This is a genomic window from Janthinobacterium sp. BCJ23, assembly GCF_059617945.1.
In genome coordinates, this window is record NZ_JCAQAW010000008.1 from 271,562 (window position 1) to 296,225 (window position 24,664).

The 24,664-nt window shown below is 62.1% G+C and carries 27 protein-coding genes, 1 tRNA gene and 1 rRNA gene; 16 read left to right on the plus strand and 13 right to left on the minus strand.

Going from position 1 to position 24,664, the window contains the following annotated elements:
* Window positions 1–11: 11 nt before the first annotated feature.
* Both AC54AG_RS22890 and AC54AG_RS22895 read left to right on the plus strand, forming a co-directional pair.
* Window positions 12–458 (plus strand): glutamine amidotransferase-related protein, encoded by a 447-nt coding sequence (locus AC54AG_RS22890; RefSeq protein ID WP_496631658.1) that lies wholly within the window; start codon window positions 12–14, stop codon window positions 456–458.
* Window positions 446–730, plus strand: a complete 285-nt coding sequence (locus AC54AG_RS22895) for a hypothetical protein (RefSeq protein WP_496631659.1) — start codon at window positions 446–448, stop codon at window positions 728–730. Before AC54AG_RS22890 ends, AC54AG_RS22895 begins: the two co-directional genes overlap by 13 nt.
* Window positions 731–778: 48 nt before the next feature.
* Here the strand turns inward: AC54AG_RS22895 and AC54AG_RS22900 are convergent, their stop codons facing one another.
* Window positions 779–1,084 carry a PsiF family protein gene (locus AC54AG_RS22900; protein ID WP_034753527.1) on the minus strand — a complete coding sequence of 102 codons (306 nt, stop codon included), beginning with the start codon at window positions 1,082–1,084 and terminating at the stop codon, window positions 779–781.
* A gap of 264 nt (window positions 1,085–1,348) precedes the next feature.
* On the opposite strand from AC54AG_RS22900, the gene AC54AG_RS22905 reads away from it, so the two are divergent.
* Complete coding sequence (locus AC54AG_RS22905) at window positions 1,349–1,888, plus strand: DUF2058 domain-containing protein (protein WP_496631660.1); 540 nt, start codon at window positions 1,349–1,351, stop codon at window positions 1,886–1,888.
* 75 nt (window positions 1,889–1,963) lie between these two features.
* Here the strand turns inward: AC54AG_RS22905 and AC54AG_RS22910 are convergent, their stop codons facing one another.
* Both AC54AG_RS22910 and AC54AG_RS22915 read right to left on the minus strand, forming a co-directional pair.
* A complete protein-coding gene (locus tag AC54AG_RS22910) occupies window positions 1,964–2,941 on the minus strand; it encodes a hypothetical protein (protein WP_496631661.1) in 978 nt (325 codons plus the stop codon).
* A 181-nt stretch (window positions 2,942–3,122) separates the two neighbouring features.
* Window positions 3,123–3,198: transfer RNA gene (locus AC54AG_RS22915), tRNA-Phe, on the minus strand.
* A gap of 186 nt (window positions 3,199–3,384) precedes the next feature.
* On the opposite strand from AC54AG_RS22915, the gene dkgB reads away from it, so the two are divergent.
* The 9 genes from dkgB (at window position 3,385) to AC54AG_RS22960 (ending at window position 13,339) form a co-directional block, all read left to right on the plus strand.
* Window positions 3,385–4,209 carry a 2,5-didehydrogluconate reductase DkgB gene (dkgB, locus tag AC54AG_RS22920; RefSeq protein WP_496631662.1) on the plus strand — a complete coding sequence of 275 codons (825 nt, stop codon included), beginning with the start codon at window positions 3,385–3,387 and terminating at the stop codon, window positions 4,207–4,209.
* A 1-nt stretch (window position 4,210) separates the two neighbouring features.
* The gene (locus AC54AG_RS22925) at window positions 4,211–4,345 is read left to right on the plus strand and encodes a hypothetical protein (protein WP_456129365.1); all 135 of its coding nucleotides are present in this window, start codon (window positions 4,211–4,213) and stop codon (window positions 4,343–4,345) included.
* A 66-nt stretch (window positions 4,346–4,411) separates the two neighbouring features.
* Window positions 4,412–5,656: a UbiH/UbiF family hydroxylase gene (locus tag AC54AG_RS22930; RefSeq protein WP_496631663.1), complete on the plus strand. Its 1,245-nt coding sequence runs from the start codon at window positions 4,412–4,414 to the stop codon at window positions 5,654–5,656.
* A gap of 171 nt (window positions 5,657–5,827) precedes the next feature.
* On the plus strand, window positions 5,828–6,544 hold the full coding sequence (locus AC54AG_RS22935) for a DsbC family protein (protein ID WP_496631664.1): 717 nt from the start codon (window positions 5,828–5,830) through the stop codon (window positions 6,542–6,544).
* Between the two features lie 130 nt (window positions 6,545–6,674).
* Window positions 6,675–7,133, plus strand: a complete 459-nt coding sequence (locus AC54AG_RS22940) for a (2Fe-2S)-binding protein (RefSeq protein WP_034753534.1) — start codon at window positions 6,675–6,677, stop codon at window positions 7,131–7,133.
* Window positions 7,134–7,143: 10 nt separating this feature from the next.
* Window positions 7,144–9,417: a xanthine dehydrogenase family protein molybdopterin-binding subunit gene (locus AC54AG_RS22945; protein ID WP_496631665.1), complete on the plus strand. Its 2,274-nt coding sequence runs from the start codon at window positions 7,144–7,146 to the stop codon at window positions 9,415–9,417.
* Between the two features lie 13 nt (window positions 9,418–9,430).
* Window positions 9,431–10,039, plus strand: a complete 609-nt coding sequence (locus AC54AG_RS22950; RefSeq protein WP_496631666.1) for a nucleotidyltransferase family protein — start codon at window positions 9,431–9,433, stop codon at window positions 10,037–10,039.
* 27 nt (window positions 10,040–10,066) lie between these two features.
* Window positions 10,067–11,947, plus strand: coding sequence for a M61 family metallopeptidase (locus tag AC54AG_RS22955; RefSeq protein WP_496631667.1), 1,881 nt, complete (start codon window positions 10,067–10,069; stop codon window positions 11,945–11,947).
* 189 nt (window positions 11,948–12,136) lie between these two features.
* A complete protein-coding gene (locus AC54AG_RS22960; RefSeq protein WP_496631668.1) occupies window positions 12,137–13,339 on the plus strand; it encodes a GGDEF domain-containing protein in 1,203 nt (400 codons plus the stop codon).
* Here AC54AG_RS22960 and AC54AG_RS22965 read toward each other — a convergent pair.
* The 7 genes from AC54AG_RS22965 to rpe all read right to left on the minus strand — a co-directional run bounded on the left by AC54AG_RS22965 (window position 13,290) and on the right by rpe (window position 19,428).
* Window positions 13,290–13,754, minus strand: coding sequence for a hypothetical protein (locus AC54AG_RS22965; protein WP_496631669.1), 465 nt, complete (start codon window positions 13,752–13,754; stop codon window positions 13,290–13,292). The two genes, AC54AG_RS22960 and AC54AG_RS22965, sit on opposite strands and share 50 nt — an antisense overlap.
* Before the next feature lie 20 nt (window positions 13,755–13,774).
* Window positions 13,775–14,575 (minus strand): indole-3-glycerol phosphate synthase TrpC, encoded by an 801-nt coding sequence (trpC, locus tag AC54AG_RS22970; protein ID WP_070305528.1) that lies wholly within the window; start codon window positions 14,573–14,575, stop codon window positions 13,775–13,777.
* A gap of 34 nt (window positions 14,576–14,609) precedes the next feature.
* Window positions 14,610–15,653, minus strand: a complete 1,044-nt coding sequence (gene trpD / locus AC54AG_RS22975; RefSeq protein WP_070305530.1) for an anthranilate phosphoribosyltransferase — start codon at window positions 15,651–15,653, stop codon at window positions 14,610–14,612.
* 65 nt (window positions 15,654–15,718) lie between these two features.
* The gene (locus tag AC54AG_RS22980; RefSeq protein WP_034753541.1) at window positions 15,719–16,282 is read right to left on the minus strand and encodes an aminodeoxychorismate/anthranilate synthase component II; all 564 of its coding nucleotides are present in this window, start codon (window positions 16,280–16,282) and stop codon (window positions 15,719–15,721) included.
* 1 nt (window position 16,283) lies between these two features.
* Entirely contained in the window at window positions 16,284–17,780 is a 1,497-nt protein-coding gene (gene trpE / locus AC54AG_RS22985) for an anthranilate synthase component I (RefSeq protein WP_496631670.1), read from the minus strand.
* 269 nt (window positions 17,781–18,049) lie between these two features.
* Window positions 18,050–18,754, minus strand: coding sequence for a phosphoglycolate phosphatase (locus AC54AG_RS22990; RefSeq protein ID WP_496631671.1), 705 nt, complete (start codon window positions 18,752–18,754; stop codon window positions 18,050–18,052).
* Window positions 18,754–19,428 (minus strand): ribulose-phosphate 3-epimerase, encoded by a 675-nt coding sequence (rpe, locus tag AC54AG_RS22995; RefSeq protein WP_034753544.1) that lies wholly within the window; start codon window positions 19,426–19,428, stop codon window positions 18,754–18,756. Before rpe ends, AC54AG_RS22990 begins: the two co-directional genes overlap by 1 nt.
* 164 nt (window positions 19,429–19,592) lie before the next feature.
* Here rpe and apaG point away from each other — a divergent pair, with 164 nt between their 5' ends.
* Window positions 19,593–19,967 carry a Co2+/Mg2+ efflux facilitator ApaG/CorD gene (apaG, locus tag AC54AG_RS23000; protein WP_034753698.1) on the plus strand — a complete coding sequence of 125 codons (375 nt, stop codon included), beginning with the start codon at window positions 19,593–19,595 and terminating at the stop codon, window positions 19,965–19,967.
* 25 nt (window positions 19,968–19,992) lie between these two features.
* Here apaG and AC54AG_RS23005 read toward each other — a convergent pair whose 3' ends face one another.
* The gene (locus tag AC54AG_RS23005) at window positions 19,993–20,139 is read right to left on the minus strand and encodes a hypothetical protein (protein ID WP_165829277.1); all 147 of its coding nucleotides are present in this window, start codon (window positions 20,137–20,139) and stop codon (window positions 19,993–19,995) included.
* A gap of 49 nt (window positions 20,140–20,188) precedes the next feature.
* Between AC54AG_RS23005 and mltA the strand changes: the two genes are divergently transcribed.
* Window positions 20,189–21,415, plus strand: coding sequence for a murein transglycosylase A (mltA, locus tag AC54AG_RS23010; protein WP_496631672.1), 1,227 nt, complete (start codon window positions 20,189–20,191; stop codon window positions 21,413–21,415).
* Window positions 21,416–21,447: 32 nt separating this feature from the next.
* Here the strand turns inward: mltA and AC54AG_RS23015 are convergent, their stop codons facing one another.
* Together AC54AG_RS23015 and AC54AG_RS23020 are read right to left on the minus strand one after the other, a co-directional pair.
* Window positions 21,448–21,885 carry a universal stress protein gene (locus tag AC54AG_RS23015; RefSeq protein ID WP_496631673.1) on the minus strand — a complete coding sequence of 146 codons (438 nt, stop codon included), beginning with the start codon at window positions 21,883–21,885 and terminating at the stop codon, window positions 21,448–21,450.
* Between the two features lie 137 nt (window positions 21,886–22,022).
* The gene (locus AC54AG_RS23020; RefSeq protein ID WP_496631674.1) at window positions 22,023–23,324 is read right to left on the minus strand and encodes an MFS transporter; all 1,302 of its coding nucleotides are present in this window, start codon (window positions 23,322–23,324) and stop codon (window positions 22,023–22,025) included.
* A 76-nt stretch (window positions 23,325–23,400) separates the two neighbouring features.
* Between AC54AG_RS23020 and AC54AG_RS23025 the strand changes: the two genes are divergently transcribed.
* Both AC54AG_RS23025 and AC54AG_RS23030 read left to right on the plus strand, forming a co-directional pair.
* Window positions 23,401–24,177 (plus strand): enoyl-CoA hydratase, encoded by a 777-nt coding sequence (locus tag AC54AG_RS23025; RefSeq protein ID WP_072457177.1) that lies wholly within the window; start codon window positions 23,401–23,403, stop codon window positions 24,175–24,177.
* A gap of 378 nt (window positions 24,178–24,555) precedes the next feature.
* A 16S ribosomal RNA gene (locus AC54AG_RS23030) occupies window positions 24,556–24,664 on the plus strand; the annotation flags it as partial.

The window sequence follows — 24,664 nt, forward strand, 5'->3', positions numbered from 1 at the left end:
AGGGGAAGATCATGAAAGTCCATTTCGTCGTGCATGAAGCATTCGAGGCGCTGGGCGCCTATGAAACCTGGGTGCGCGAGCGCGGCCACGAGGCCACGTATTCCCGCGTTTATGCCCATGAGCCGCTGCCCGTTTCCATCGCGGACATCGACCTGCTGGTCGTCATGGGCGGGCCGCAGTCGCCGTCGACGACGCGCGAGGAGTGTCCGCATTTCGACGCCGCGGCCGAACAGGCCCTGATAGCCGCCTGTGCCGCGGCGGGCAAGGCGGTGGTCGGCGTTTGCCTGGGTGCGCAACTGATCGGCGCGGCCTTGGGAGCGCCCCATGCGCACAACCCTGAAAAGGAAATCGGCAAGTTCCCCATCACGCTGACGGCAGACGGAAAGGCGAACGACAAGTTCGCCCACCTCGGCGACGTCCTGGAAACGGGGCATTGGCCAGCGACATGCCGGGCCTGACCGGCAACGCGAAGATCATCGCCTATAGCGAAGGCTGCCCGCGTCAGATCGTCGAGTACGGCAATCTGGTGTACGGCTTCCAGTGCCACATGGAGTTCACGCCGGAGGTGGTCGAGCTGCTGATCGCCGCGTCGGAAGCAGAACTGGCCACGCTGGAATCGCACCGCTTCGTGCAGCAGCCAGCGACCTTGCGCTCCCACGACTGGCAAGCGATGAACGGCCAGCTGTTTGTTTTCCTCGACCGGCTGATGCAGGCTTACGCGGCGCCATAAAAAACGCCAGCATGATACTGGCGTTGCGGGGGCAGGCAGGCGAGGCGCTTATTTCTTCGGCGCGCTCAGGCATTCCTTCATGAAGGCTTTGCGGGCGTCGCCTTTCATGTCCTTGGCGTCGACATTGCACGCTTTCATCTTGTTTTGCTGCGTCATGGCCGGCGCCGGCTTGGCGCTCAGGCACTCTTTCATGAAGGCCTTGCGCTCATCGCCTTTCTTGCCGGCGGCGTCCGCATTGCAGGTGGTCATTTTTGACTGTTGGGCCGTCTTGGCGACGGGCGCCGCTTCCGGTGCGGCGGCAAAGGCGGTGCTGGCAAACGCGGCGGCGATGCAGAGGGCGATGAATTGTTTCATGGTAAATCCTTTAGGCGCAGTCGGTGGAAGGGGACATGCAAGCGGCAGGCAATGCCGATATGCAGAACGTAACTAACTATATGACATTTATCAACAAAATTTCCACTCGAGTGTGTCTTTTTGTTACTGACAGGCACAAGGCGCCCGCTGGCTGGCCCGGGCAGCCATGTTGCGGCGGCAGCGCCCCTGTTTTTTGCTATGCTAGCGACTTTCCACCGGCCGATGCCGCTGCCTTGGCCGGCGCACCCTCAATACGGAGTAGTTATGGTCTCGTTGCAAGAGCAGTTTTTAAAGGCCGGCCTGGTCGACCAGAAGAAGGTCAAGCTGGCCAACCAGGACAAGAGCAAGCAAAAAAAGGACGAGCGCAAGAGTGGCACGCAAAGCGTCGACGAAGTGCGCCTGGCCGCGCTCGAGACGCAGCGCAAGAACGCGGAACGCGCGCGCGAACTGAATGCCCAGCGCGACGCGGCCGCCAACCAGAAAGCCATCGTGGCGCAGATCGCGCAAATGGTGCAAAAGAACCGCCAGAGCAAGGGCAACAACGGCGACGTGCCGTATAACTTCACGTTCAACAACAAGATCGAGCGCATCTACGTGACAGCGGCCGTGCAAGCCCATCTGGTGGCGGGCCGTCTGGTGATCGTCTGCCTGGGCGGCGCCGTGGAACTGGTGCCGCGCATCATCGCCGACAAGATCGCCGAACGCGACCCCGCCATCGTCGTGCGCGTCAAGCAGGCCAGCACCGAAGTGGATGAGGATGATCCGTACGCGGCGTTCCAGATTCCTGATGATTTGATGTGGTAAAAGCGATGTGGCTGGCCGCAGGCGGCCGCCTTGCGTGATTTGAGAACGCCAACCTGCGGGTTGGCTTTTTTTGCATTAATTCGGTGCGACAGGCAAGCCAAATCCTGCGGGTAATCGCCCCAGGATATCGCCGGTGATGCCGGAGTAAAAAATAATGCCAGCCATATTGCCGGCAAGGTAAATGCTTTGTATTGTTTTCATGTCCGTTCTGTCCGGAGTAAACTCGGACCGGTAGAAATCATAGACTAGGTAAGGCGCCGCCACTTTCATCACGAGCAGCGCCTTCAAGGCAGGTAGCTCTTTTTCCGCGACGGCATTTTCCATCGTCAACTGGATTACAGGTTTCTTGTTAGATTGAAAATTGTCACGCTGAAAATCCAGGAACGGGATGCGATTGACTGCAATGCCCAGCCTTGCCGTGTCGGTTTCTTCGATGGGGTATTTTGCGCGATAGCTGCCAGGCCCCTTGTACGGACCTTTTGATTTCAGTTTGGAACTCAATTGAAATTGATCCAGGCCCTTGTATCGCAGTTTGTTGAGGTCGTAGTCAGGAGCGCCGATGCCATTCAGCTCAAAAGAGTAAGGCAAGACAAAGAGCTTTACTTTTCCTGTATTCGCATTGAATTCGTAGCTGATGGCATTTGAGGATTGTTCGTTATTCTTGACCGGGGTCACCAAGGCAAACCAGTCATTCAAGCTTGAGTTGCCGATGATTTTTTCATCCAGGGCAGCGGTCTTTCTACGCTGATAATCAGCCGTCGATTCGAATTCGCCTTTTTTGTCGGCCAAGAATTTTTGTATGGCGGTCACGGCGAGGCCAAGCGGCAAGCCAGGGTAGTCGGGATCAATGCGGCCGCTTGCCAGCATCTGCATGGAAAACGTCGACGCTGCCAGCCTTTTTTCCCATGGCCTGAGTGGGATTGCGCGCCGAGGTTCCTGCTGCGTGGCGCTTGAAGACGTTGTCACCTGTGCTGCGACTTGCGCAGGCTGCGCCATCCCGGTACTGGCAAGGGCACTGGCAACAGCCAGTAATAAACATTGTTTCACGGTCATGTTCCTTGATACGGGCGTTAATCTTTGATTAATCTTAACATGTTCCCGTGGGGAAAATCCTGTGTCAGGAATGCCGGCGTCTTGTGCAATGGTGCCGGATGATGAGCTGGGAGGGAATGTGACGGCGCCACAAACAAAAACGCCACCCGAAGGTGGCGTTTTTGAACGTGAAACTAATTCTTGGTGGCCCGGGGCGGAATCGAACCACCGACACAAGGATTTTCAATCCTCTGCTCTACCGACTGAGCTACCAGGCCAAGGTGGCGAATTATAGCAGACCAAAACGGGAATGCAAGAGCCGGCGACGACTTTTCCCGGATTTCCTGCATGGGCATCATTTTACTTGCCTGTGGATCAAATATGATTTGATATAAACGGTATTTTTATCAACAAAGGAAGGGCGCATAGTGTGGTCATCGACATGTATTTGAGAGGACTGCCGCATGAATACCACCACCAATCACACCGCCATCCCTGAAATCGGCCTGGGCACCTTCCGCCTGCAGGGCCAGGTCGTCATCGATTCCGTCACCGCGGGTCTCGACGTCGGCTACCGCCATATCGATACGGCGCAAATCTACGGCAATGAAGCGGAAGTGGGCCAGGCGATCGCCGCCAGCGCCGTCCCGCGCGACGAACTGTTCGTCACGACCAAGATATGGATCGACAATCTGCAGCGCGACAAGCTGATTCCCAGCCTGAAGGACAGCCTGCACAAGCTGCGGCTGGAACAACTGGACCTGACCCTGATCCACTGGCCATCGCCGAACGACGCGATTCCCGTCGCTGACTACATGGCGGCACTGGCTGAGGCGAAGGCGCAGGGGCTGACGAAGTCCATTGGCGTATCGAATTTCACCAACGCGCAGCTGCGGCAAGCCATCGATACGGTGGGTGCATCGGAAATCGCCACGCAGCAGGTCGAGATCCATCCGTTCCTGCAAAACCGCAAGGTCATCGATTTCGCGCGCAGCCAGGGCATCCACATCACGGCCTACATGCCGCTCGCGTATGGCAAGGTGATGGCCGACCCCGTGATCGCGGCCATCGCCGCAAAGCACGGCGTGACGCCGGCGCAAGTGGCCCTGAGCTGGTCGCTGCAGCAGGGCTTTGCCGTGATTCCGTCGTCGACCAAACGCGCCAACCTGGAAGCGAACCTGCATTTCCAGCGCATCACCCTGTCGCCGGACGAGATGGCGCAGATGGCGACCCTGGAGCGGGGCGAGCGCCTGGCCAACCCGGACGGCCTGGCGCCGCAGTGGGATTGAGATGGGCGCCATGATGAAGCTGGGGCAGGGCGGCTTCAGTATCGGCCTGGAACTGCGGCAGAACCGCCGCCCGCTGGCCGAGACGATGCAGGAGATCGCGGACCACGTGTTGCCCGTCTTTCATGGCGCCGCTTGATCTGAGGCACGCGTTCTGTACTTCCGGACTATCTGAAACAGGTGGGGCAAACGCTATAATGGCCGCATGAACAGTCCCACTCCCCCTACCATGCGGCGCTTCATGCACAGCCACAGCGACGTTTGCATCGTCGGCAACGGCGCCATCGCGAAAACCACGGCGCTGGCGTTTGCCCAGGCAGGACAAAGCGTCACCCTGTTATCTCCGGCGAGTCCGCCGGTGACCGCGTCCCCTTCGGCCGCCAAGCCGCTCGAAGCCAGCTGGGACGTGCGCGTGTATGCGCTCAATCACACGGCGCACGACTTGCTGTCGTCGCTGAAGGTGTGGGGCGCTTTAGAGGCCGACAGGGTGGCGCCCGTCGACGCCATGCTGGTCAACGGCGACGGCGCGCAGGCGGGCGGACTCGGTTTCGACGCCTACGGCGCCCATGTGGGCAGCCTGGCGTGGATCATCGAAGACCGCAACCTGGGCCAGGCGCTGGACGCCGCCCTGAAATTCGCGCCGAACGTCAGCGTGCTGCAGGGCCGCGCCAGCCGTCTGGAATGGACGAACGACTCGGCCATCGTGCACCTCGATGGCGGCGACACCATCACCTGCGCGCTGGTGGTGGGTGCGGACGGCGCCCAGTCGTGGGTGCGGGGACAGTGCGACATCGGCCTCGATTATCGCTCGTATGGCCAGCGCGGCGTGGTCAGCAACTTCGCCTGCGAAAAGCCGCACCATGGCGCGGCCCACCAGTGGTTTACGGGCAGCGAAGGCATCGTCGCGCTGCTGCCGCTGCCGGGCGAGCGCGTCTCTCTCGTCTGGTCGGCGCCCGATGCGCTGGCCGAGACCTTGATGGCCGAACCGGCCGACGCCCTGGCCGCGCGCTTGTCCGCATACTGCCAGGACAAGCTGGGTAAACTCACTCCTTTGCAGCCGGAGCTGGTGCGCGCGTTCCCCCTGACCCTGATGCGCCCGCACGCCATGGTTGCGCCGCGCGTGGCCCTGGTGGGCGACGCTGCCCACGTGGTGCACCCGATGGCCGGCCACGGCATGAATCTGGGCTTTGCCGACGTGGCGCAGCTGGTCAAGACGATCGCTGAACGCGAAGCGCACCGCGGCATCGGCGACGAACGCGTGCTGGCCCGCTATGCGCGCGCGCGCAAGGAAGACGTGCTGCTGATGCAGCTGGCCACCGATAGCCTGGCGCGATTATTTGGCGCCGATCTGGAACCGTTGCGCGTGGTTCGCAATTTGGGATTAAACTTGCTGGATAAATTACCTGCGCTGAAGCGGAAAATGATTTCGCACGCCTTGGGGCATCAGTAAATATCAGCGTATCTTAAGATATCGCCGGATAATGGCAGCAGTGAAAATTCAAGGTCGCCGCAGCTGGTCTGCGGCGCTCGTTTTATTAAAGAGATAACGGCGCCGGGCCCCCTGCCAGTTTCGCCGGGCGTTTCAAGTGGAGAAGTGATAGTGATAACAATGAACAGAAGCATGAGCAAAATCGCCTTGCTGATGGCCTCGGGCCTGATGATGTCGTGCGCTGGCGCCGAAACGCCGACGGAAGCGAACATCAAAAAGCTGATCGAGCCGCGCCTGGGCGAAGGCGCCAAGGTTGATTCGGTCAAGGAAACGCCGTACGGCGGCCTGTACGAAGTGCGCACGGGTGGCGACATCCTGTACACGGACAAGAGTGCGCAATACCTGTTCGTCGGCCACGTCTTCGACGCCAAGACGTCGCAGGATCTCACCAAGGTGCGCCTGGACGAAGTCAACCGCATCAAGTTCTCCGACCTGCCGCTCGATTCGGCCATGAAGACCGTCAAGGGCAATGGCAAGCGCGTGATCGCCGTGTTCGAAGATCCGAACTGCGGCTATTGCAAGCGCTTCCGCCAGAACGCTTTGAAGGAAATCGACAACGTCACCGTCTACACCTTCATGTACAACATCCTGTCGCCCGATTCGATCGTCAAGTCGCGCAATGTGTGGTGCGCGCCGGACCGCAACAAGGCCTGGGATGACTGGATGTTGCACGGCAAGGCGCCAGCCACGGTCGCCGCCAATTGCGCCAACCCGCATGAAAAAATCCTGGCCCTGGGCCAGCAGTTGCGCGTCTCGGGCACGCCAGCCATCTTCTTCGCCGACGGCAGCCGCATTCCGGGCGCGGTCGATGCGAAAACGCTGGAACAGAAATTCTCGACCATTAAGTAATCCGGGCTGTCGCCAGGAAGGCTGGACGGCGCGCCCTCGCAAGGCGCGCTTTTTTTTCGTTTTTTTCCGCTGTCGTATCATCAAGTGTTGTTCGTAGACGCCATAACAATCCAAAAAGGGGAAGCAGCAGATGATTACCTTGAATATCAACGGACGCGACACGCAAGTCGACGCCGATCCTTCCACGCCCATCCTGTGGGCGCTGCGCGATAACCTGAACATGACGGGCACCAAGTTCGGCTGCGGCGCGGCCCTGTGCGGCGCCTGCACGGTGCACCTCGACGGCCAGCCGATCCGCTCGTGCATCACGCCGATTTCCTCGGTGGGTGCGCAAAAGATCACCACCATCGAAGCGATGGAAAACGACCAGGTGGGCAAGGCCGTGCAGGCGGCATGGGTACGCCACGACGTGCCGCAATGCGGCTACTGTCAAAGCGGCCAGGTGATGAGCGCGACGGCGCTGCTGCGCACCAACAAGGCGCCCAGCGATGCCGACATCGACGGCGCCATGAGCGGCAATATCTGCCGCTGCGGCACCTATCAACGGATCCGCGCGGCCATCAAGGACGCGGCCAAGACCCTGGCCTGAGGAGAACGGCATGCGTATCGAATGGTTGAATCAGGAAGCATTGCAGCATGGCGGGGTGACCCTGGGCGCGGCGCTGGCATCGGCGCCGGTGGCTGTGGTTGGCGCGGCCGATGGCGTGTCGCGGCGCGGTTTCATGAAAGCCGGCGCTGTGGCCGGCGGCGGCTTGATGCTGGGCTTTTTCCTGCCGGGCGCAGGCAAGCTGGCGCAGGCGGCCGATGCCGCACCCGCCAAGCCCGTGTATGCGCCGAACGCCTTTTTGCACATCGCTCCCGATAACACGGTGACGGTGCAGGTGAACCGGCTGGAATTTGGCCAGGGCGTGCAAACGAGCTTGCCCATGCTGATCGCCGAGGAACTCGACGCCGACTGGAGCTTGGTGCACGGCGCGCTGGCGCCCGCCGGCGAGCAGTACAAGGATGCCGCTTACGGCATGCAGATGACGGGCGGCTCGGGCAGCATCGCCCACTCGTTTACGCAGTACCGCGAAATCGGCGCGAAGGCGCGCGCCATGCTGGTGGGCGCCGCTGCCGCGCAGTGGAAAGTCAATCCCGACCAGGTACGCGTCGCCAAGGGCGTGCTGTATGGCCCCGGCGGACAAAAGTCGACGTATGGCGAGTTTGCCGACGCGGCCATGCGCCAACCCGTGCCTACCACCGTCAAGCTGAAGGACCCGCGCGAATTTTCCATCATCGGCAAACCCGTGAAACGCCTGGACGCGTCCGCCAAGTCGACGGGCAAGCAGCAGTTCGGCATCGACTTCAAGCCGCCAGGCGCGAAAGTGGCCATGGTGGCGCGCCCGCCCGTGTTTGGCGCCAAGGTGGCGAAATTTGACGCCAGCAAGGCGAAAGCCATCAAGGGCGTGCTCGAGGTGCTGGAAGTGAAGACGGACCGTGGCGGCAGCGGCGTGGCCGTCATCGCCGACGGTTACTGGCCTGCCAAGCAGGGGCGCGACGCGCTGGCGATCGAATGGGATACGAGCGCGGTGGAAAAGGTCAGCAGCGACAGGCAGCTGGCCGCCTTCAAGGCGCTGGCGAAAACGCCGGGCACCATCGCCAGGCCTGCCGACATGGGCAAGCTGGCCAAGGCGCCGAAAAAGATCGAAGCCGTGTACGAATTCCCCTACCTGGCGCACGCGCCGATGGAGCCGCTCAACTGCGTCGTCGATCTGCAAGCGGACAAATGCACGATGTGGGTCGGTTCGCAATTCCAGACGGGCGACCAGGCGGCGATTGCGGCCACTTCCGGCCTGAAACCGGAGCAGGTGACCTTGCACACGATGATGGCGGGCGGCGGCTTCGGCCGGCGCGCCGTGCCCTCGTCCGACTATGTGGTCGAAGCCGTCAACGTCGCCAAGGCATACCGGGCGGCGGGCAAGAGCGGTCCGTTAAAGCTGATGTGGAGCCGCGAGGACGACATCAAGGGCGGCTACTACCGGCCGTCGCACGTGCACCGCGCGCAGATCGGCCTTGACGCCAAGGGCAAGATCCTCGCCTGGGACCACACCATCGTGGGCCAGTCCATCATGGCCGGCACGCCGTTCGAAGCCTTCATGGTGAAAAATGGCGTCGACGGCACCATGGTCGAAGGCATGGGCGAGCCTTACACCTTGCCGATGAAGCTGTCGGTGCACACGGCCAAGGCGAACGTGCCCGTGCTGTGGTGGCGCTCCGTCGGCTCGACGCATACGGCCTTCGTCATGGAAACCCTGATCGACGAGGCGGCGCACGTGGCGAAGATGGACCCCGTCGCCTACCGCAAGCAGCTGATCGACGCCAAGCACACGCGCCACATCGCCGCGCTGGATCTGGCCGTGGCCAAGTCCGGCTATGGCAAGAAGAAGCTGCCGAAGGGGCAGGCCTGGGGCGTGGCCATGCACGAGTCGTTCAATTCCGTCGTCGCCTACGTGGTGACGGCGTCGGTGGTCGAAGGCGCGCCCAAGCTGCACCAGGTATGGGCGGGCGTGCATTGCAACCTGGCCGTCAACCCCTTGACGATCGAGGCGCAAGTGCAGGGCGCTGCGCTGATGGCGTTGGGCATGACCATCCCTGGCGCGGCCATCACGCTCAAGGATGGCGTGGTGGAGCAGCAGAACTTCGGCGACTACCCGGTGCCGCGCATGCAAGACATGCCCGTGATCGAGGTGCACCTGGTGCCATCGGGCGACGCGCCGACGGGCATGGGTGAGCCGGGCGTGCCGCCATTGGCGCCTGCCTTTGCCAATGCGCTGTTCGCCTTGACGGGCAAACGCCTGCGCAAGCTGCCGTTCGACCTGGCGGCCGCATGACGGCAGCGGTTTTTTGAGTACGGTCGGCATCTTGCTGGCAGCCGGAAGGGGGCGCAGGTTCGACCCTTCCGGCGTACAGAACAAATTATTGCAGCCGTTGGCCGAAGGCCCGCATGCGGGCTTGCCGGTGGTGGTGGCGGCAGCAAAAGCCATGCTGGCGGCCTTGCCGCGCGTGCTGGCCGTGGTGCGCGCAGACGACACGCAGGTGGCGCGCGTGCTCGGCGCGCTCGGTTGCGAAGTGCGCGTCTGCCATGATGCCGACACGGGCATGGCCGCCTCGCTCACCTGCGCCATCGATTATGTGCGCGGCGCGCCGGGCTGGCTGATCGCCCTGGGCGACATGCCTTTCGTGGAAGCGGCTACAATCGCCGCCTTGTCGCAAGCCATCGGCGATGGCGCGCGCATCGCCGTGCCCGTGTTCGAGGGACGGCGCGGCAATCCTGTCGCGTTTGGCGCCTATTACTTGCCGCTGCTGCTGGCGCTCGATGGCGACCAGGGCGCGCGCAGCATCGTCAACAGCCATGCCGTGTGCGAAGTGACAGTGGACGACGGCGGCATCTTGCGCGATATTGATACACCTGACGATTTGTCGCCGGTGCATGGCGCGCCCGGGCGATTGTAGAATATCCATGCCAGACACGAGGAAAACATGAAGAAAGCACCGATTAAAAAAATCACCGCAAAAGCCTCCGGCAAAGCCACAAGCAAAGCCGTTGCGAAAACCAAGGCGAAAGCCGCACCGGCCGCCGGCATCATCTACAGCATCGCCGCAGCGGACCTGGCAGGCCACATGTTCAGGGTGACGTTGACGGTCAAGTCGCCGGCCGCCATCGGCCAGGTCCTGTCCCTGCCGGCCTGGATCCCGGGCAGCTACATGATCCGCGAATTTTCGCGCAATATCGTCAGCATCCGCGCCGAGTCCGAAGGCAAGGCCGTGGGGCTGACCAAACTGGACAAGCACTCGTGGCAAGCCGCGCCGTGCAAGGGCCCGCTGACGGTCGAATACGACGTGTATGCATGGGATCTGTCCGTGCGCGCCGCCCACCTGGACCAGAATCACGGCTTTTTCAACGGCACCAGCGTGTTCCTGCGCGTGCTGGGCCAGGAATCCGATGCCCATGAAGTGCACATCGTGCAGCCGAAGGATGCGGCCTGCAAGACCTGGAAAGTGGCCACCACCCTGCCGGAACTCAAGGCGAAGCGCTATGGCTTCGGCAGCTACCAGGCCGCCAACTACGATGAGCTGATCGACCACCCGGTGGAAATGGGCGACTTCGCGCTGGCCACCTTCACCGCGCATGGCGTGCCGCACGATATCGTCGTCACGGGCAAGGTGCCGAACCTGGACCTGGACCGTTTATGCCGCGACCTGAAAGCTATCTGCGAAACGCAGATCGCCTTCTTCGAGCCGAAAACCAAAAAAGCGCCGATGGACCGCTATGTGTTCATGACCATGGCTGTCGGCGACGGTTACGGCGGCCTCGAACACCGCGCCTCGACGGCGCTGATCTGCGCGCGCGCCGACCTGCCGACGACGGCGTCGAACAGCACCGAGATCGGCGATGGCTACCTGAAATTCCTGGGCCTGTGCAGCCACGAGTACTTCCACACCTGGAACGTCAAGCGTATCAAGCCGGCCGCCTTTGCGCCGTACAACCTGCAGGCGGAAAGCTACTCGCCGCTGTTGTGGCTGTTCGAAGGCTTCACCAGCTATTACGATGACCTGATGCTGGTGCGCGCGGGCCTCATCGATGAAGCGGCCTATTTCAAGCTGCTCGGGAAAACCGTCAACAGCGTCTTGCGCGGCAGCGGCCGCACCAAGCAAAGCGTGGCCGATTCCAGCTTCGACGCCTGGGGCAAGTACTACCGCCAGGATGAAAACGCGCCGAACGCCATCGTCAGCTACTACACCAAGGGTTCGCTGATCGCGCTGGCCTTCGACCTGACGATCCGCAGCAAGACAAATGGCGAGAAATCGCTGGACGACGTGATGCAGGCGCTGTGGCAGCGCTATGGCCGCGATTTCTACAAGGGTAAAGCGCGCGGCGTGACGCCGGCCGAAGTCGAAGCCCTGTTCGATGAAGTTTCCGGCACGCGCATGAAACCGTTCTTCGAGCGCTACATCCGCGGCACGGACGACGTGCCGCTGGCGCGCCTGCTGGCGCCATTCGGCGTGAAATACAGCGACGCGCGCAAGGCGGAAAAAGCCAGCCTCGATGTCAACCTGGGCCGCGACGGCAACGACGCCAAACTGGCGCAGGTGCACCAGGGCGGCGCCGCCCACGCAGCCGGCCTGTCGGCGGGCGACGTGCTGGTGGCCGTTGATGGCTTGCGCGTGACGGGCACCAACCTGGACACCTTGCTGGGCCGCTACGCCGTCGGCGCCACGGTGGCGGTTCACGCCTTCCGCCGCGACGAGCTGATGACGTTCGCGGCCGTGCTGCAGGGCGACCGCGTGCCGGGCGTCAGCCTGGCCCTGCTGCCGGCGCCAAAGAAAGCCACGGGACCGAAGCGTCCTAGCGCCGTATAAGCTGTTCGTCATGCGGTAAGACAGGGAACCGGCCGTCACTGGCCGGTTTTCTATTTCAGGCTGCAATTTCTCAATGCAGCGTATCCGCCGGCCGCCTTGGCCTCTTGCCATCATATTTACTGCAAATGAACTAATTTTTCTTTAACTAAACTAAAATTGCCGAACTGCTTCTTTTAGATCGCGCCCAACGTGCAAACCCTCGATCCCCGAACCATCATGCTGATGACGACCCTGATGTGCGGGGCGATGAGCATCGTCATGTTTTCGGTGTATCGCAGCTTCCGGCGCGAGGTGCAGGGTCTCGGGCATTGGGCGGCCGGTCTGCTGTTGCTGGTGTGCGCGTCCCTGCTGTTCGGCACCCGCGAGGTGCTGCCGCCGGCATTGTCCATGATCGCTGCCAATGCGGCGCTGGTGGCCGGCATCGGCCTGTCGATGCTGGGCACGGAGAAATTCTTCGGCCTGGCGCCCAGCCGCCGCGCCTATCTGCTGATACTTGCCCTGGCCATCGCCGGCAATAGCTGGTGGCTGCTGGCGCGCCCCGATTTCTCGGTGCGCGTGGCGGTCTTTTCCCTGCTGGTCTTCCTGTTTTATGCGCGCCAGGTGCAGCTGGTGTGGCGCCATGGCGAGCGCCACTTTTCCAGTTTTTTCTTTGGCGCGCTGATGCTGATGCAAGCTGTCGTGGTACTGGCGCGCGGCGTGTCGGCCTTGCTGCATGGCGGCGCCAGCGTGAACCTGATGGTGGCCGGCACGCCGGCCGGCATCTATCTGGCGGTCGCCAATTTCATGGCGCTGCTGCTGACAGTGGGCTTCATGACGGTGGCCACGCGCCGCCTGCAGCAGATACTGGAACGCCGCTCGACCCACGATCCGCTGACGCAGGTGCTGAACCGGCGCGGCTTTGGCGACGCCTATGCGCGCGAGACAGGCAATCTGCGGCGCCGCCGTTTGCCGCTGACACTGCTCAGCATCGACCTCGATTACTTCAAATTGATCAATGACCGCTACGGTCACGCGGTGGGCGACCAGGTGCTGGCGCACGTGGCCGCCGTCATCGGCAGCGCCTTGCGCGAATCGGATTGCGTGGCGCGTTTCGGCGGCGAGGAGTTCGTCGTGCTGATGCCGGACATGCCGGCGCATAACGCGCTGGGCGTGGCCGAACGCATCCGCGCCTTGCTGCACGAGCCCAGTCATGCAGGGCTGCCACCGTGTACGGTCAGCATCGGCGTCGCTTGCCAGGCATCGGTGGTGGAAGGGCTGGAACAGCTGCTGTCGCGCGCCGATGCGGCCCTGTACCTGGCCAAGGAGCGGGGACGCGACCGCATCGAACTCGATGCTTGCGCGGTTACTGAGGGCCGGACAATGTCCGCAGCTGGAAGCGGTACTGGTCGTTGAACAGGAAGGTTTCGGAAAAATCGAAGGTCCGGGCGTGGCGGCGCATCAGGTGCCCGGCCGGTGGAAACGCGGTTTGCACGCGCCGCACGGCGGCCAGCGCGGCGGCCGATGCTTCGCTGTTGCGCGAACGGTGCACGTGCACGCTTTTCAGTTCGCCGTCAGGGCCCACGCTCAGGTCGAGCACGACGATGGCCTGCAGCATGGGCGGCAGGCGCCCGCTGAACGTGTATTCAGCGTTGGCCGCCATGATCTGCTGCGCCACCAGCGATTTGTAGGCGTCGATGCTGGCGGCCAGCTGTATCGCCGCCGGCGTGCGAGGGGGCGTGGACGTGGGCAGGTTCGCCGCTGGCGGCGGCGTACTTTGGCAGGCTGCCAGCAGGCTGGCGGCGGCAAGAACGGTGATCGCGTGTCTCATGGCTGCCAGCCTACCATGGTTTAACTGAACAGGCGTTCCAGCTCCACGCCGGGGTCTGGCGCGCGCATGAACGCTTCGCCCACGAGGAAACTGTGGATGTGCGCATCGCGCATGCGTTGCACGTCGGCCGTGCTGTGGATGCCCGATTCCGTGATGATCAATTTGTCTTGCGGGATGCGCGGCAGCAGGCCGAGTGTCGTTTCCAGCGACGTGTCGAACGTGCGCAGGTTGCGGTTGTTGATGCCGATCAGCGCGCTCTTGAGCTTGAGGGCCGCCGTCAGTTCTTCGCCGTCGTGGCTTTCGATCAGCACGCCCATGCCCAGTTCGTGGGCGCACGCTTCCATCTCCGCCATCAGGCCATGGTCGAGCGCCGCGACGATCAGGAGGATGCAGTCGGCGCCCATGGCGCGCGCTTCATAGATCTGGTACATGTCGACCATGAAATCCTTGCGCAGCACGGGAATGGCGCAGGCGGCGCGCGCCTGCTGCAGATACTCCACGGAGCCCTGGAAGAACTGCTCGTCCGTCAGCACGGACAGGCAGGCCGCGCCGTGCTGGGCATAGCTGGCGGCGATGTCGGCAGGGCGGAAGTCGGCGCGTATCACGCCTTTCGACGGCGATGCCTTTTTCACTTCGGCGATGATGCCGGGCTTGCCGGCGGCGATGTGCTGGCGCAGGCTTGCTTCAAAGCCGCGCAGCCCGGCGCGCAATTCGCTGTCGCTTTCCACGTCGCTACGCAGGCTGGCCAGGCTGCGGCGGGCTTTGGCCTTGGCCACTTCATCGGCCTTCACGGCCAGGATTTTATCGAGTATGTCGGACATGATGGTCGCTATTCTATAAAGGAGGGCGGAGGGCTTACGCTTGCGCCGGGGTGCCCAGCTGCTGCGTGACCTGCACGAATTGGTCGAGTTTCGCCAAGGCCGCACCCGAGCTGACGGCGGTGCGCGCACGCGCCAGGCCGTCTTCGATCGAGCTGGCCACGCCGGCCGCATACAGCGCCGTGCCCGCGTTCAGGGCGACGATGTCGGCAGCGGCACCGGGCTCGCCGCGCAGTGCTTCCATCATCTTCGCTTTCGATTCGATGGAATCGGCCACCTTCAGGTTGCGGCTGGCGATCATCGACATGCCGAAGTCTTCCGGATGGATTTCATATTCGCGGATTTCGCCGTTGACCAGTTCACCGACCATGGTGGCCGCGCCGAGAGACACTTCATCCATATTGTCGCGGCCATACACGACGATCGCGTGCTGCGCGCCCAGGCGCTGCAGCACGCGCACCTGGATGCCAACCAGGTCGGCGTGGAACACGCCCATCAAGATGTTCGGCGCGCCGGCCGGGTTGGTCAGCGGCCCGAGGATATTGAAAATCGTGCGCACGCCCAGCTCCTTGCGCACGGGCGCCGCATGCTTCATGGCCGCATGGTGATTCGGCGCGTACATGAAGCCGATGCCCGTTTGCGCGATCGACTGGGCGATCTGCTCGGGCTGCAGGTTGATGTTGACGCCCAAGGAATCGAGCACGTCGGCGCTGCCGGACGAGGACGACACGCTGCGCCCGCCATGCTTGGCCACGCGCGCGCCGGCGGCGGCCGCCACGAACATCGAGGCGGTGGAAATGTTGAAAGTGTGCGCGCCGTCGCCGCCCGTGCCGACGATGTCGAGCAGGTTGGTGGTGTCGGCCATGGGCACCTTGGTGGAAAACTCGCGCATCACTTGCGCGGCGGCGGCGATTTCGCCGATGGTTTCCTTTTTCACGCGCAGGCCCATGGTGAGGGCCGCGATCATGGTGGGCGACATTTCGCCGGACATGATCTGGCGGAACAGGTACAGCATTTCGTCGTGAAAGATCTCGCGGTGTTCGATGCAGCGCAGCAGGGCTTCTTGTGGTGTGATCGGCATGATGCTTCCTTCTTCAATGATGGCGCAGGAGGACACTGATGGCACGCCGTGGCGTGCGCATGGGATCAGCGCTCGAGGAAATTCTTCAGCAGGGCGTGGCCGTGCTCCGAGAGGATCGATTCGGGGTGGAACTGCACGCCCTCGATATCGTATTCCCGGTGGCGCACGCCCATGATTTCGCCGTCGTCCGTCCACGCCGTCACTTCCAGGCAGGAAGGCAGCGAGGCGCGTTCGATCGCCAAAGAGTGGTAGCGGATCACTGTGAAGGGGCTGGGGATGTCCTTGAAGACACCCACGCCTGTATGCGCGATGAGGGAAGTCTTGCCATGCATGACTTGCTTGGCGCGGATGACTTTACCGCCAAACGCTTCGCCGATGGCCTGGTGGCCCAGGCACACGCCCAGTATCGGTTTCTTGCCGGCAAAGTGCTTGAGCACTGCCACCGAAATGCCAGCCTGCGCCGGCGCTTTCGGGCCGGGCGAGATGCAGATGCGGTCCGGGTTCAGCGCCTCGATCTGTTCGATCGTGATTTCATCGTTGCGGTAGACCCGCACGTCTTCGCCCAGTTCGCCAAAATACTGCACGATGTTGTAGGTGAAGGAGTCGTAGTTGTCGATCATGAGCAGCATCTTAAAACCCTCCATCCAGGCCATCTTGCACTTGTTCGGCGGCGCGCAGCACGGCGCGCGCCTTGTTTTCCGTTTCCTGCCATTCCATTTCGGGGATGGAGTCGGCCACGATGCCGGCCGCGGCCTGCACGTACAGCATGCCGTCCTTGACCACGCCCGTGCGGATGGCGATGGCCACATCCATTTCGCCGCCAAACGACAGGTAGCCGCAGGCGCCGCCGTAGATGCCGCGCTTGGTGATTTCCAGTTCGTCGATCACTTCCATGGCGCGCACTTTCGGCGCGCCCGTCAGGGTGCCGGCGGGGAAGGTCGCGCGCAGCACGTCCAGGTTCGACAGGCCCTCCTTGAGGGTGCCTTCCACGTTCGAGACGATGTGCTGCACGTGCGAGTATTTTTCGATAACCATGCGGTCGGTGACGTGCACGCTGCCCGTCTCCGCAATGCGGCCGATGTCGTTGCGCGCCAGGTCGATCAGCATCACGTGCTCGGCGATTTCTTTCGGATCGGCCAGCAGCTCGGCTGACAGCGCGGCGTCGCTCTCAGGCGTGGCGCCGCGCGGACGGGTGCCGGCGATGGGGCGCAGGGTGACTTTCTTGCCGCCATCGGACGTGTTCTCGTTGCGCACCAAAATCTCGGGCGAGGCGCCGATGATCTGCATGTCGCCGAAATTATAGAAGTACATATACGGCGACGGGTTGAGCGAACGCAAGGCGCGGTACAAAGTCAGTGGCGAATCGACATACGGCTTGCGGATGCGCTGGCCGATCTGCACCTGCATCAGGTCGCCCGCCATCACGTATTCATGCGCCTTGGCGACGGCCTTCAGGTAGTCTTCCTTGGAAAAGTCGCGGATGGTTTCCGTGCGCACGGAAGCGCTGGTGACGGGCGCATCGACACCGCGGCGCAGCATCATGCGCAAATCTTTCAGGCGCTGCTGCGCTTTCGAAAACGATTCGGGCTGCGTGGTGTCGGCGTAAACGATCAGGTAGAGCTTGCCGGACAGGTTGTCGATGACGGCCAGTTCTTCCGTCACCATCAGCTGGATGTCGGGCAGCTTCAAGTCATCTTTCGGCGCGCCGCCAGCCAGTTTTTTCTCGATGTGGCGCACGGTGTCGTAGCCGAAGTAGCCGGCCAGGCCGCCGCAGAAGCGCGGCATGCCGGGGCGCAGGGCCACCTTGAAGCGCGACTGGTACTGTTCGATGAAGTCGAGCGGATTGCCTTCGTGCTCTTCGATCACGACGCCGTTCTTGACGATCTCGGTGCGCTTGCCATGGCTGCGCAACACGGTCGTGGCGGGCAAGCCGATGAAGGAATAGCGGCCGAAGCGTTCGCCGCCGACGACGGATTCGAGCAGGAAGGTGTTCTTGCCGCCTTGTTGGGACTGTGCCAGTTTCAGGTACAGGGTGAGCGGGGTTTCCAGGTCGGCGAACGCTTCTGCGATCAGGGGGATGCGGTTGTAGCCTTGCTGGGACAGCGATTTGAATTCGAGTTCGGTCATGTTTCTCTCCATGCCGTCAGGGTATGCGTGTGCATGGTGCACAAACCCTGCGGTGGGTTATCAAAAAACTTGCCAGGGCACGCAACAGGCGCAATATGCGCAAACTATACGGGTGCAGCCGGCAGCAATCGTAACGGCTCGGCCCTTAAGCCTGCCAGGATTGCCAGCGTCGCCAAAGCCAGGCCTCAATCGAGCCGGTTTGGGTGACATTGTGTTTTTTGATGAGAAACGTGTTCACGATATGGTGGTGGGTTTGGTCAGTATGCCGGTTAGTTTTGCATGCTAATAAAACGGGCTGCTTCGAGCAGTGTCTTTACTATACCATCGGAATCGGTATCGTGTATAGAGTGTCCGTGATTGTAGCCATACGGTACCGTCAGTACGGGACAAGCCGCAGCCCTGGCCGCTTGCGCGTCGTTCGAGGAGTCGCCGATGGCCACCACTTTTGATGGCGCCAGGTCGAAGTCCGCGCACACTTGCAGCAGCGGCAGCGGGTCCGGTTTCTTCCTCGGCAGCGAATCGCCGCCGTAGACGATCTCGAAATACTGGTCGAGGTTTTTCAGTTTCAGCAGGGGCAGGGCGAAGGCAATCGGCTTGTTGGTGACGCATGCCAGGCGCAGGCCTGCCGCCTTCATCGCCGCCAGCCCCGCTTCCACATCCGGGTACAGGGTGCTGAACTGGCCGTTGATGGCCAGGTAATGGCGCTGGTAGCCGTCCATCGCCTGCTCGAAACGCTGTTCCACGCCGGCCGCATCGAAGTCGAGCGCCAGCACCGTGCGGATCAGGTTTTCCGAGCCCTTGCCGACCATCAGCTGGATGGCGTCGGCGCTGATGGGTGCCAGGTCCAGCTCGGCGCGCATGCCGTTGATGGCGACATGAAAATCGGGCACGGTGTCGAGCATCGTGCCATCGAGGTCGATGATGGCGGCGCGCACGCCGGCCAGTACGTGGTCTTTCACCGTGCACGCTTGCATCAGGCGCCCTTGACGGCTGCCAGCTCGGCGCGCATGGCGTCGATGACGGCTTTGTAGTCTGGCTTGCCGAAGATGGCCGAGCCGGCGACAAAGGTGTCGGCGCCGGCAGCGGCGGCAGCGGCGATGTTGTCGATCTTGATGCCGCCATCGACTTCCAGCATGATGTCACGGCCCGATTCGTCGATCATGCGGCGCGCTTCGGCGATTTTCTTCAGCGCCTGCGGGATGAAGGACTGGCCGCCGAAGCCTGGATTGACGGACATGATCAGGATGATGTCGATCTTGTCCATCACGTGTTCCAGGTAGTGCAGCGGCGTGCCGGGGTTGAATACCAGGCCCGATTTGCAGCCATTGTCGCGGATCAGCTGCAAGGAGCGGTCGACGTGATCCGACGCTTCCGGGTGAAAGGTGATGATGTTCGCGCCAGCCTTGGCGAAATCCGGGATAATGCGATCGACAGGCTTGACCATCAGGTGCACGTCGATGGGCACTTGCACGTGCGGGCGGATCGCTTCGCACACCAGCGGGCCGATGGTCAGGTTCGGCACATAATGGTTATCCATCACGTCGAAGTGGATGATGTCGGCGCCGGCGGTAACGACGTTGCGCACTTCCTCGCCCAGGCGGGCAAAGTCGGCGGACAGGATGCTGGGAGCGATACGGAATGTAGTCATGGTGGAGTAGCCAAAGGATAGAAAATGCGAAGATGCGCTATTTTACGCTTGACGCCGCTGCCATGCCTCATTGAAGCACGATGAAACACAGAATACGCGGCGCGCCGTGGCCAATGCGGCACACGCGCCGCCATAATGACTGCAATGTCTGAATAGGAATGACGATGGCGACTTATGAATTTACGGTAACGGTCAAGACGCAATACCTGCCCGAGCAATCGGCACCGGACCAGGGGCGGCACGTGTTCAGCTACACGATCCGCGTCGTCAACACGGGCACGGCTGGCGCGCAACTGATTTCGCGCCACTGGGTCATCACGGATGCGAACAACAAGGTGGAAGAGGTGCGTGGCCTGGGCGCCGTCGGCCACCAGCCGCTGCTGCAGCCGGGCGAACAGTTCGAATACACGAGCGGCACCATGCTGGGCACGCCGCAAGGTTCGATGCACGGCGAGTATTTCTGCGTGGCCGAAGATGGCCATCAGTTTGAAGCGCCGATTCCCGAGTTCGTGCTGTCGGTGCCACGCACCCTGCATTGACGCAACGCCGGGGGGCTTGCGCCCCTTACTTCAGTTTTTCGGTGCTGTCCTGTTCTTCGCCGAGCTGCTTGCGCGCCGGCGGTGCGGGTTTTTTACCCGAATACATGGTCCACCAGACTATAAATGCCAGCAAGAAGAACGCCACCAGCGCCTCTATCATCAAGATCCACATACGCACCCCTATGTTATTTACCCGCAGCTTAGTATTTACCCGCCGTCTGTTGACACGCGGTAGTCTACCCGTTTCAGTCGGCGCCGTCGCGCTTGCGCTGTCCGCCTGTACCACGCCGCCCGCGCCACCCGCTGCCAGCGGCAAGGCGCCGCCCATCGCGCCGACCGTCGTCAGGCCGGTTCCGGCCAAGCCGGCCGACGCCAAGGACGCCGCGGATGTGGCGGCGCCCACCTTCGTGCCCGCCAAGTTTGCCGCCTTGCCTGGCTGGGCCCGTGACGACATGCGCGCCGCCTGGCCCGCTTTCATGGCATCGTGCGGCGTGCTGGTCAAACGTCCGGACTGGAAGGAATCGTGCACCATCGCGCGCCAGGTGAATGCCGACAGCGACAAGGCCATCCGCCTGTTCTTCGAGACGTTCTTTGTGCCGAATCAAGTCATCACCGCCGATGGCGCCAGTACCGGCTTGGTGACCGGCTACTACGAGCCGCTGCTGCACGGGGCGCGCAAGCGGGGCGGCCCATACCAGACACCGCTGTACAAGGTGCCCGACGACCTCGTCTCGGTGGATTTGTCCGGCGTGTATCCGGAATTGAAGAACATGCGCTTGCGGGGCAAGCTGGTCGGCAAGAAAGTGATACCGTATGCGACCCGCGCCGACATCGAGCGCGCCACGTCCGTCACGGGCAAGGAATTGCTGTGGGTGGATGATGAAGTCGAGGCCTTCTTCCTGCAGGTGCAGGGCTCCGGCCGCGTGCAGCTGACCGATACGCAGGAAACCGTGCGCGTGGCGTACGCGGACCAGAATGGCCATCCGTACAAATCGATTGGCCGCTACCTGGTCGACAAGGGCGAGCTGACCTTGAGCCAGGCCTCCGCGCAGGGCATCAAGGCGTGGATCGCCGGCCATCCCACGCGCAAGGATGAATTGTTCAACGCCAATCCCAGCTATGTCTTCTTCAAGGAAGAGCGCTTGCCCGATCCGAAAGTGGGGCCGAAGGGGGCGCTGGGCGTGCCGCTGACGCCGCAGCGCTCGGTGGCCATCGATTCACGCTTCTTGCCGCTGGGCGCGCCCGTGTTCCTGTCCACCACGCAAGCCAATAGCGAGATTCCCATGCAGCGGCTGGTGATGGCGCAGGATACGGGCGGCGCCATTCGCGGGCCGATCCGTGTCGATTATTTCTTTGGCTTTGGCGCGGAAGCGGCCGAGAATGCGGGCCGCATGAAGCAGAGCGGCGCCGTGTGGGTGTTGTTGCCGAAGCAGGCGCCGGCGCGCTAGGGAAAGCGTCGCCGGGCAGTTCGTGGTGTGGCTTAGCGCAAGACCATCACTGGCAAGTGGGTGTGGGCCAGCACTTTTTGCGTTTCGCTGCCCACGAACAGCTTGTTCAAACCCTTGCGGCCGTGCGAAGCCATCAGGATGATGTCGCAATGGTAGGTTTGCGCCGCATTGACGATTTCATCGTGCGGGCTCGGCGACACGGCGACCACGCCTTCGAAAGGCACGCCGGCGGCGCCTGCCGCTGCGCCGATCTTGTCGATGGCGCGTTGCGACGCTTCCTGCATCTGCTGTTCATACAGGCTGGCGTCGAGCACGATGCCGCCGTCGGCCATGGGCGAGAACGGGAATGGTTGCACCACGCTGATGGCGATCAGCTTGGCCTTGTTCAGTTGGGCGAAGGCGAGGGCGGTCTCGGCGGCTTTGTCGGACAGCGGCGAGCCGTCGGTGGGAAATAAGATGGTGTTAAACATAGCGTGCTCCTCAAGTGATGTAAGACAGCTTATGGATTTACATCAATTAAAACCTTGATATAAATCAAACCTCACAGGCTTTGGCGTGAATAGTGTCGCCAAGGCAATCTTTTGCCAGTGTATTCCCGTTCACCGCTTCAGGTGCGCACGCTACGCAGCGGCGTGCCCCACACCATGACCACCGTCAACACGATGCTGCCGGCCGCGATGCAGGCCAGGCCATTGCGCACGCCAAAGTGTTCCGCTACCCAGCCGGCGGCCAGCGCGCCCAGCGGCGCCGTGGCCACCGTCAGGAAGCGCATGGTCGACGTCATGCGGCCCAGCATGGGGTCGGGCGTGACTTTTTGGCGCAAGCCCAGGTAGGGAATAAAGAACAGCATCACGCCGCAATCGAAAAAGAACATCAAGATGGCATAGGCCACGGCGCTGGCGGCCGCGCTGCTGAACAGCGCGGCGGGTATCGTGGGCGTCAGCGCAAAACAGAGCGAGGTCGATGCCAGGCCGATCAGGATGGTGCGGCCGGCGCCATAGCGCTTCGTCAAGGGCTTGACGATGAAGGCGCTGAGCAGGACGCCGGCGCCGCCGAGCATCTGCGTCATGCCCAGCACGCCCGGGCTCATGCCCAGGTCGCGTGTGGCGAACAGCACCGTCAAGGCCATGCTGGCGTAAAACAGGAAGTGCCAGATGCCGGCGCCCCAGGCCAGCGCGCGCAGCAGTGGCTCGCGCCAGACGAACAGCAAGCCGTCGGCGATGTCGCGCAAGGCGTGCTTGTCGGATGGCGCTGGCCGCGGATCGCGCACGCTCATGGCGCGCAGATTGCAAACGGAAATCAGATAGCCGCACGCCGTGCACAGGATGGCGACGGGTGCGGACAGCACTTGCACCAGCACGCCGGCCAGGCCGGGACCGATCAGGCGCGAAGCCGATTCGGTGGCGGCAAATTTCGACTGCGCATCGATCAAGCCATCGCGGCCCACGAGGAAAGTCAGAAACACCTGTTCGGCGCCACCACCGACGACGAAGCCCGTGCCGATGATGAAGCCCACTATATATAACCATGGCATCGACAGCACGCCGCACCAGTAAGCCACGGCCACGCTGGCCAGGGCCAGGCCCGACATGCTTTCGCTGAACAGCATGATCGGGTGCTTGCTGCGCCGGTCCAGCAGCACGCCGACGGGCAAGCCGAACAGGGCGAACGGCAGCGCCTGCAGCGCAACCAGCACGCCCATCTGTTCCGGCGTCGCATGCAGCAAGAGCACCGCGCACAGGGGCAGGGCCAGCGAGGTGATCTGGGCGCCGAAGCAATTGAGGCCGTTGCTGAACCACAGGCGGCGGAAATTGACGCTGCCGGCGCTGCCGTCGCCGCGCAGGTAGCTGGCGCAGTACTGGAAGAGGGAGGAGAAAATATGCTGCTCGATAAAAAAGATCGGGCTCACAATAATAGCAGCGCACCTGCCGCGCCGCTGCCTTTAGCCGCTACAATCGTTGCACCGTTCATCGAGAGGAGACACCATGCAATACGAAGACCTGATCATCGATATCCAGGACAAAGTGGCGGTCATCCGCCTGAACCGACCCAAGGCCCTGAATGCCTTGAACGACAACATGATGAATGAGCTGGGCGACGCCTTGCTGAAGTTCGACGCCGACGAGAGTATCGGCTGCATCGTGCTCACGGGCAGCGAAAAAGCATTTGCCGCCGGCGCCGACATCGCGGCCATGGCCGACTATACCTATCCCGATACCTATACCCAGGGCTACATCAGCCGCAACTGGGAGCATATCTTGCGCGTGCGCAAACCGGTGGTGGGCGCCGTGGCCGGCTATGCGCTCGGTGGCGGCTGCGAACTGGCCATGATGTGCGATTTCCTGATCGCCGCCGACAGCGCCAAGTTTGGCCAGCCGGAAATCAAGGTTGGCGTCACGCCAGGCGCGGGCGGTACGCAGCGTTTGCCGCGTGCCATCGGCAAGGCCAAGGCCATGGACTTGCTGCTGACGGCGCGCACCATCGATGCCGCCGAGGCGGAACGCATCGGCCTCGTGTCGCGCGTGGTGCCGGCAGATAAATTGCTGGAAGAAACCCTGGCCGCCGCCAAGACCATCGCCGCCATGCCGACTTCGGTTGCCATGATGATCAAGGATTGCGTCAACCGCGCTTTTGAAACCACCTTGACCGATGGCGTCGCCTACGAGCGCCGTTTGTTCCAGGCCGCCTTCGGTACGCCGGCGCAAAAAGAAGGCATGCACGCTTTCCTGGAAAAGCGCTTGCCAAACTTCGACGGTCTTTGATATGATTCGCCTCCCCGATGAGGCGCACTAGTTTGCGGCACAAAAGGGACGGCCTTCCGGGGCTGGGTAGTAGAAAAAGAAGGTTGACGAAATGCTGCAAACGCTTCATACTCTTCCTTCTTCGCAGCTGACAAACACAACGCTTTGTCGATAGCGCGAAAGTAGCACTGAATACAGTTCTTTAACAATTAACAGTCGATAAGTGTGGGCATTTGATGTCAGTGCAGCAGCGATCTTCGGATCGCTGTAAAACTTAAAATATCAAATGTTCACAAGAAATAATGAAATAGGATACTTCTTCGGAAGTAGCCTGTCAGTTTTTTGAGTGAGCGACCCGTCGCAAGACGGTGCCAATAAAATGGCAAAGTAACAGAGATTAAACTGAAGAGTTTGATCCTGGCTCAGATTGAACGCTGGCGGCATGCCTTACACATGCAAGTCGAACGGCAGCACGGAGCTTGCTCTGGTGGCGAGTGGCGAACGGGTG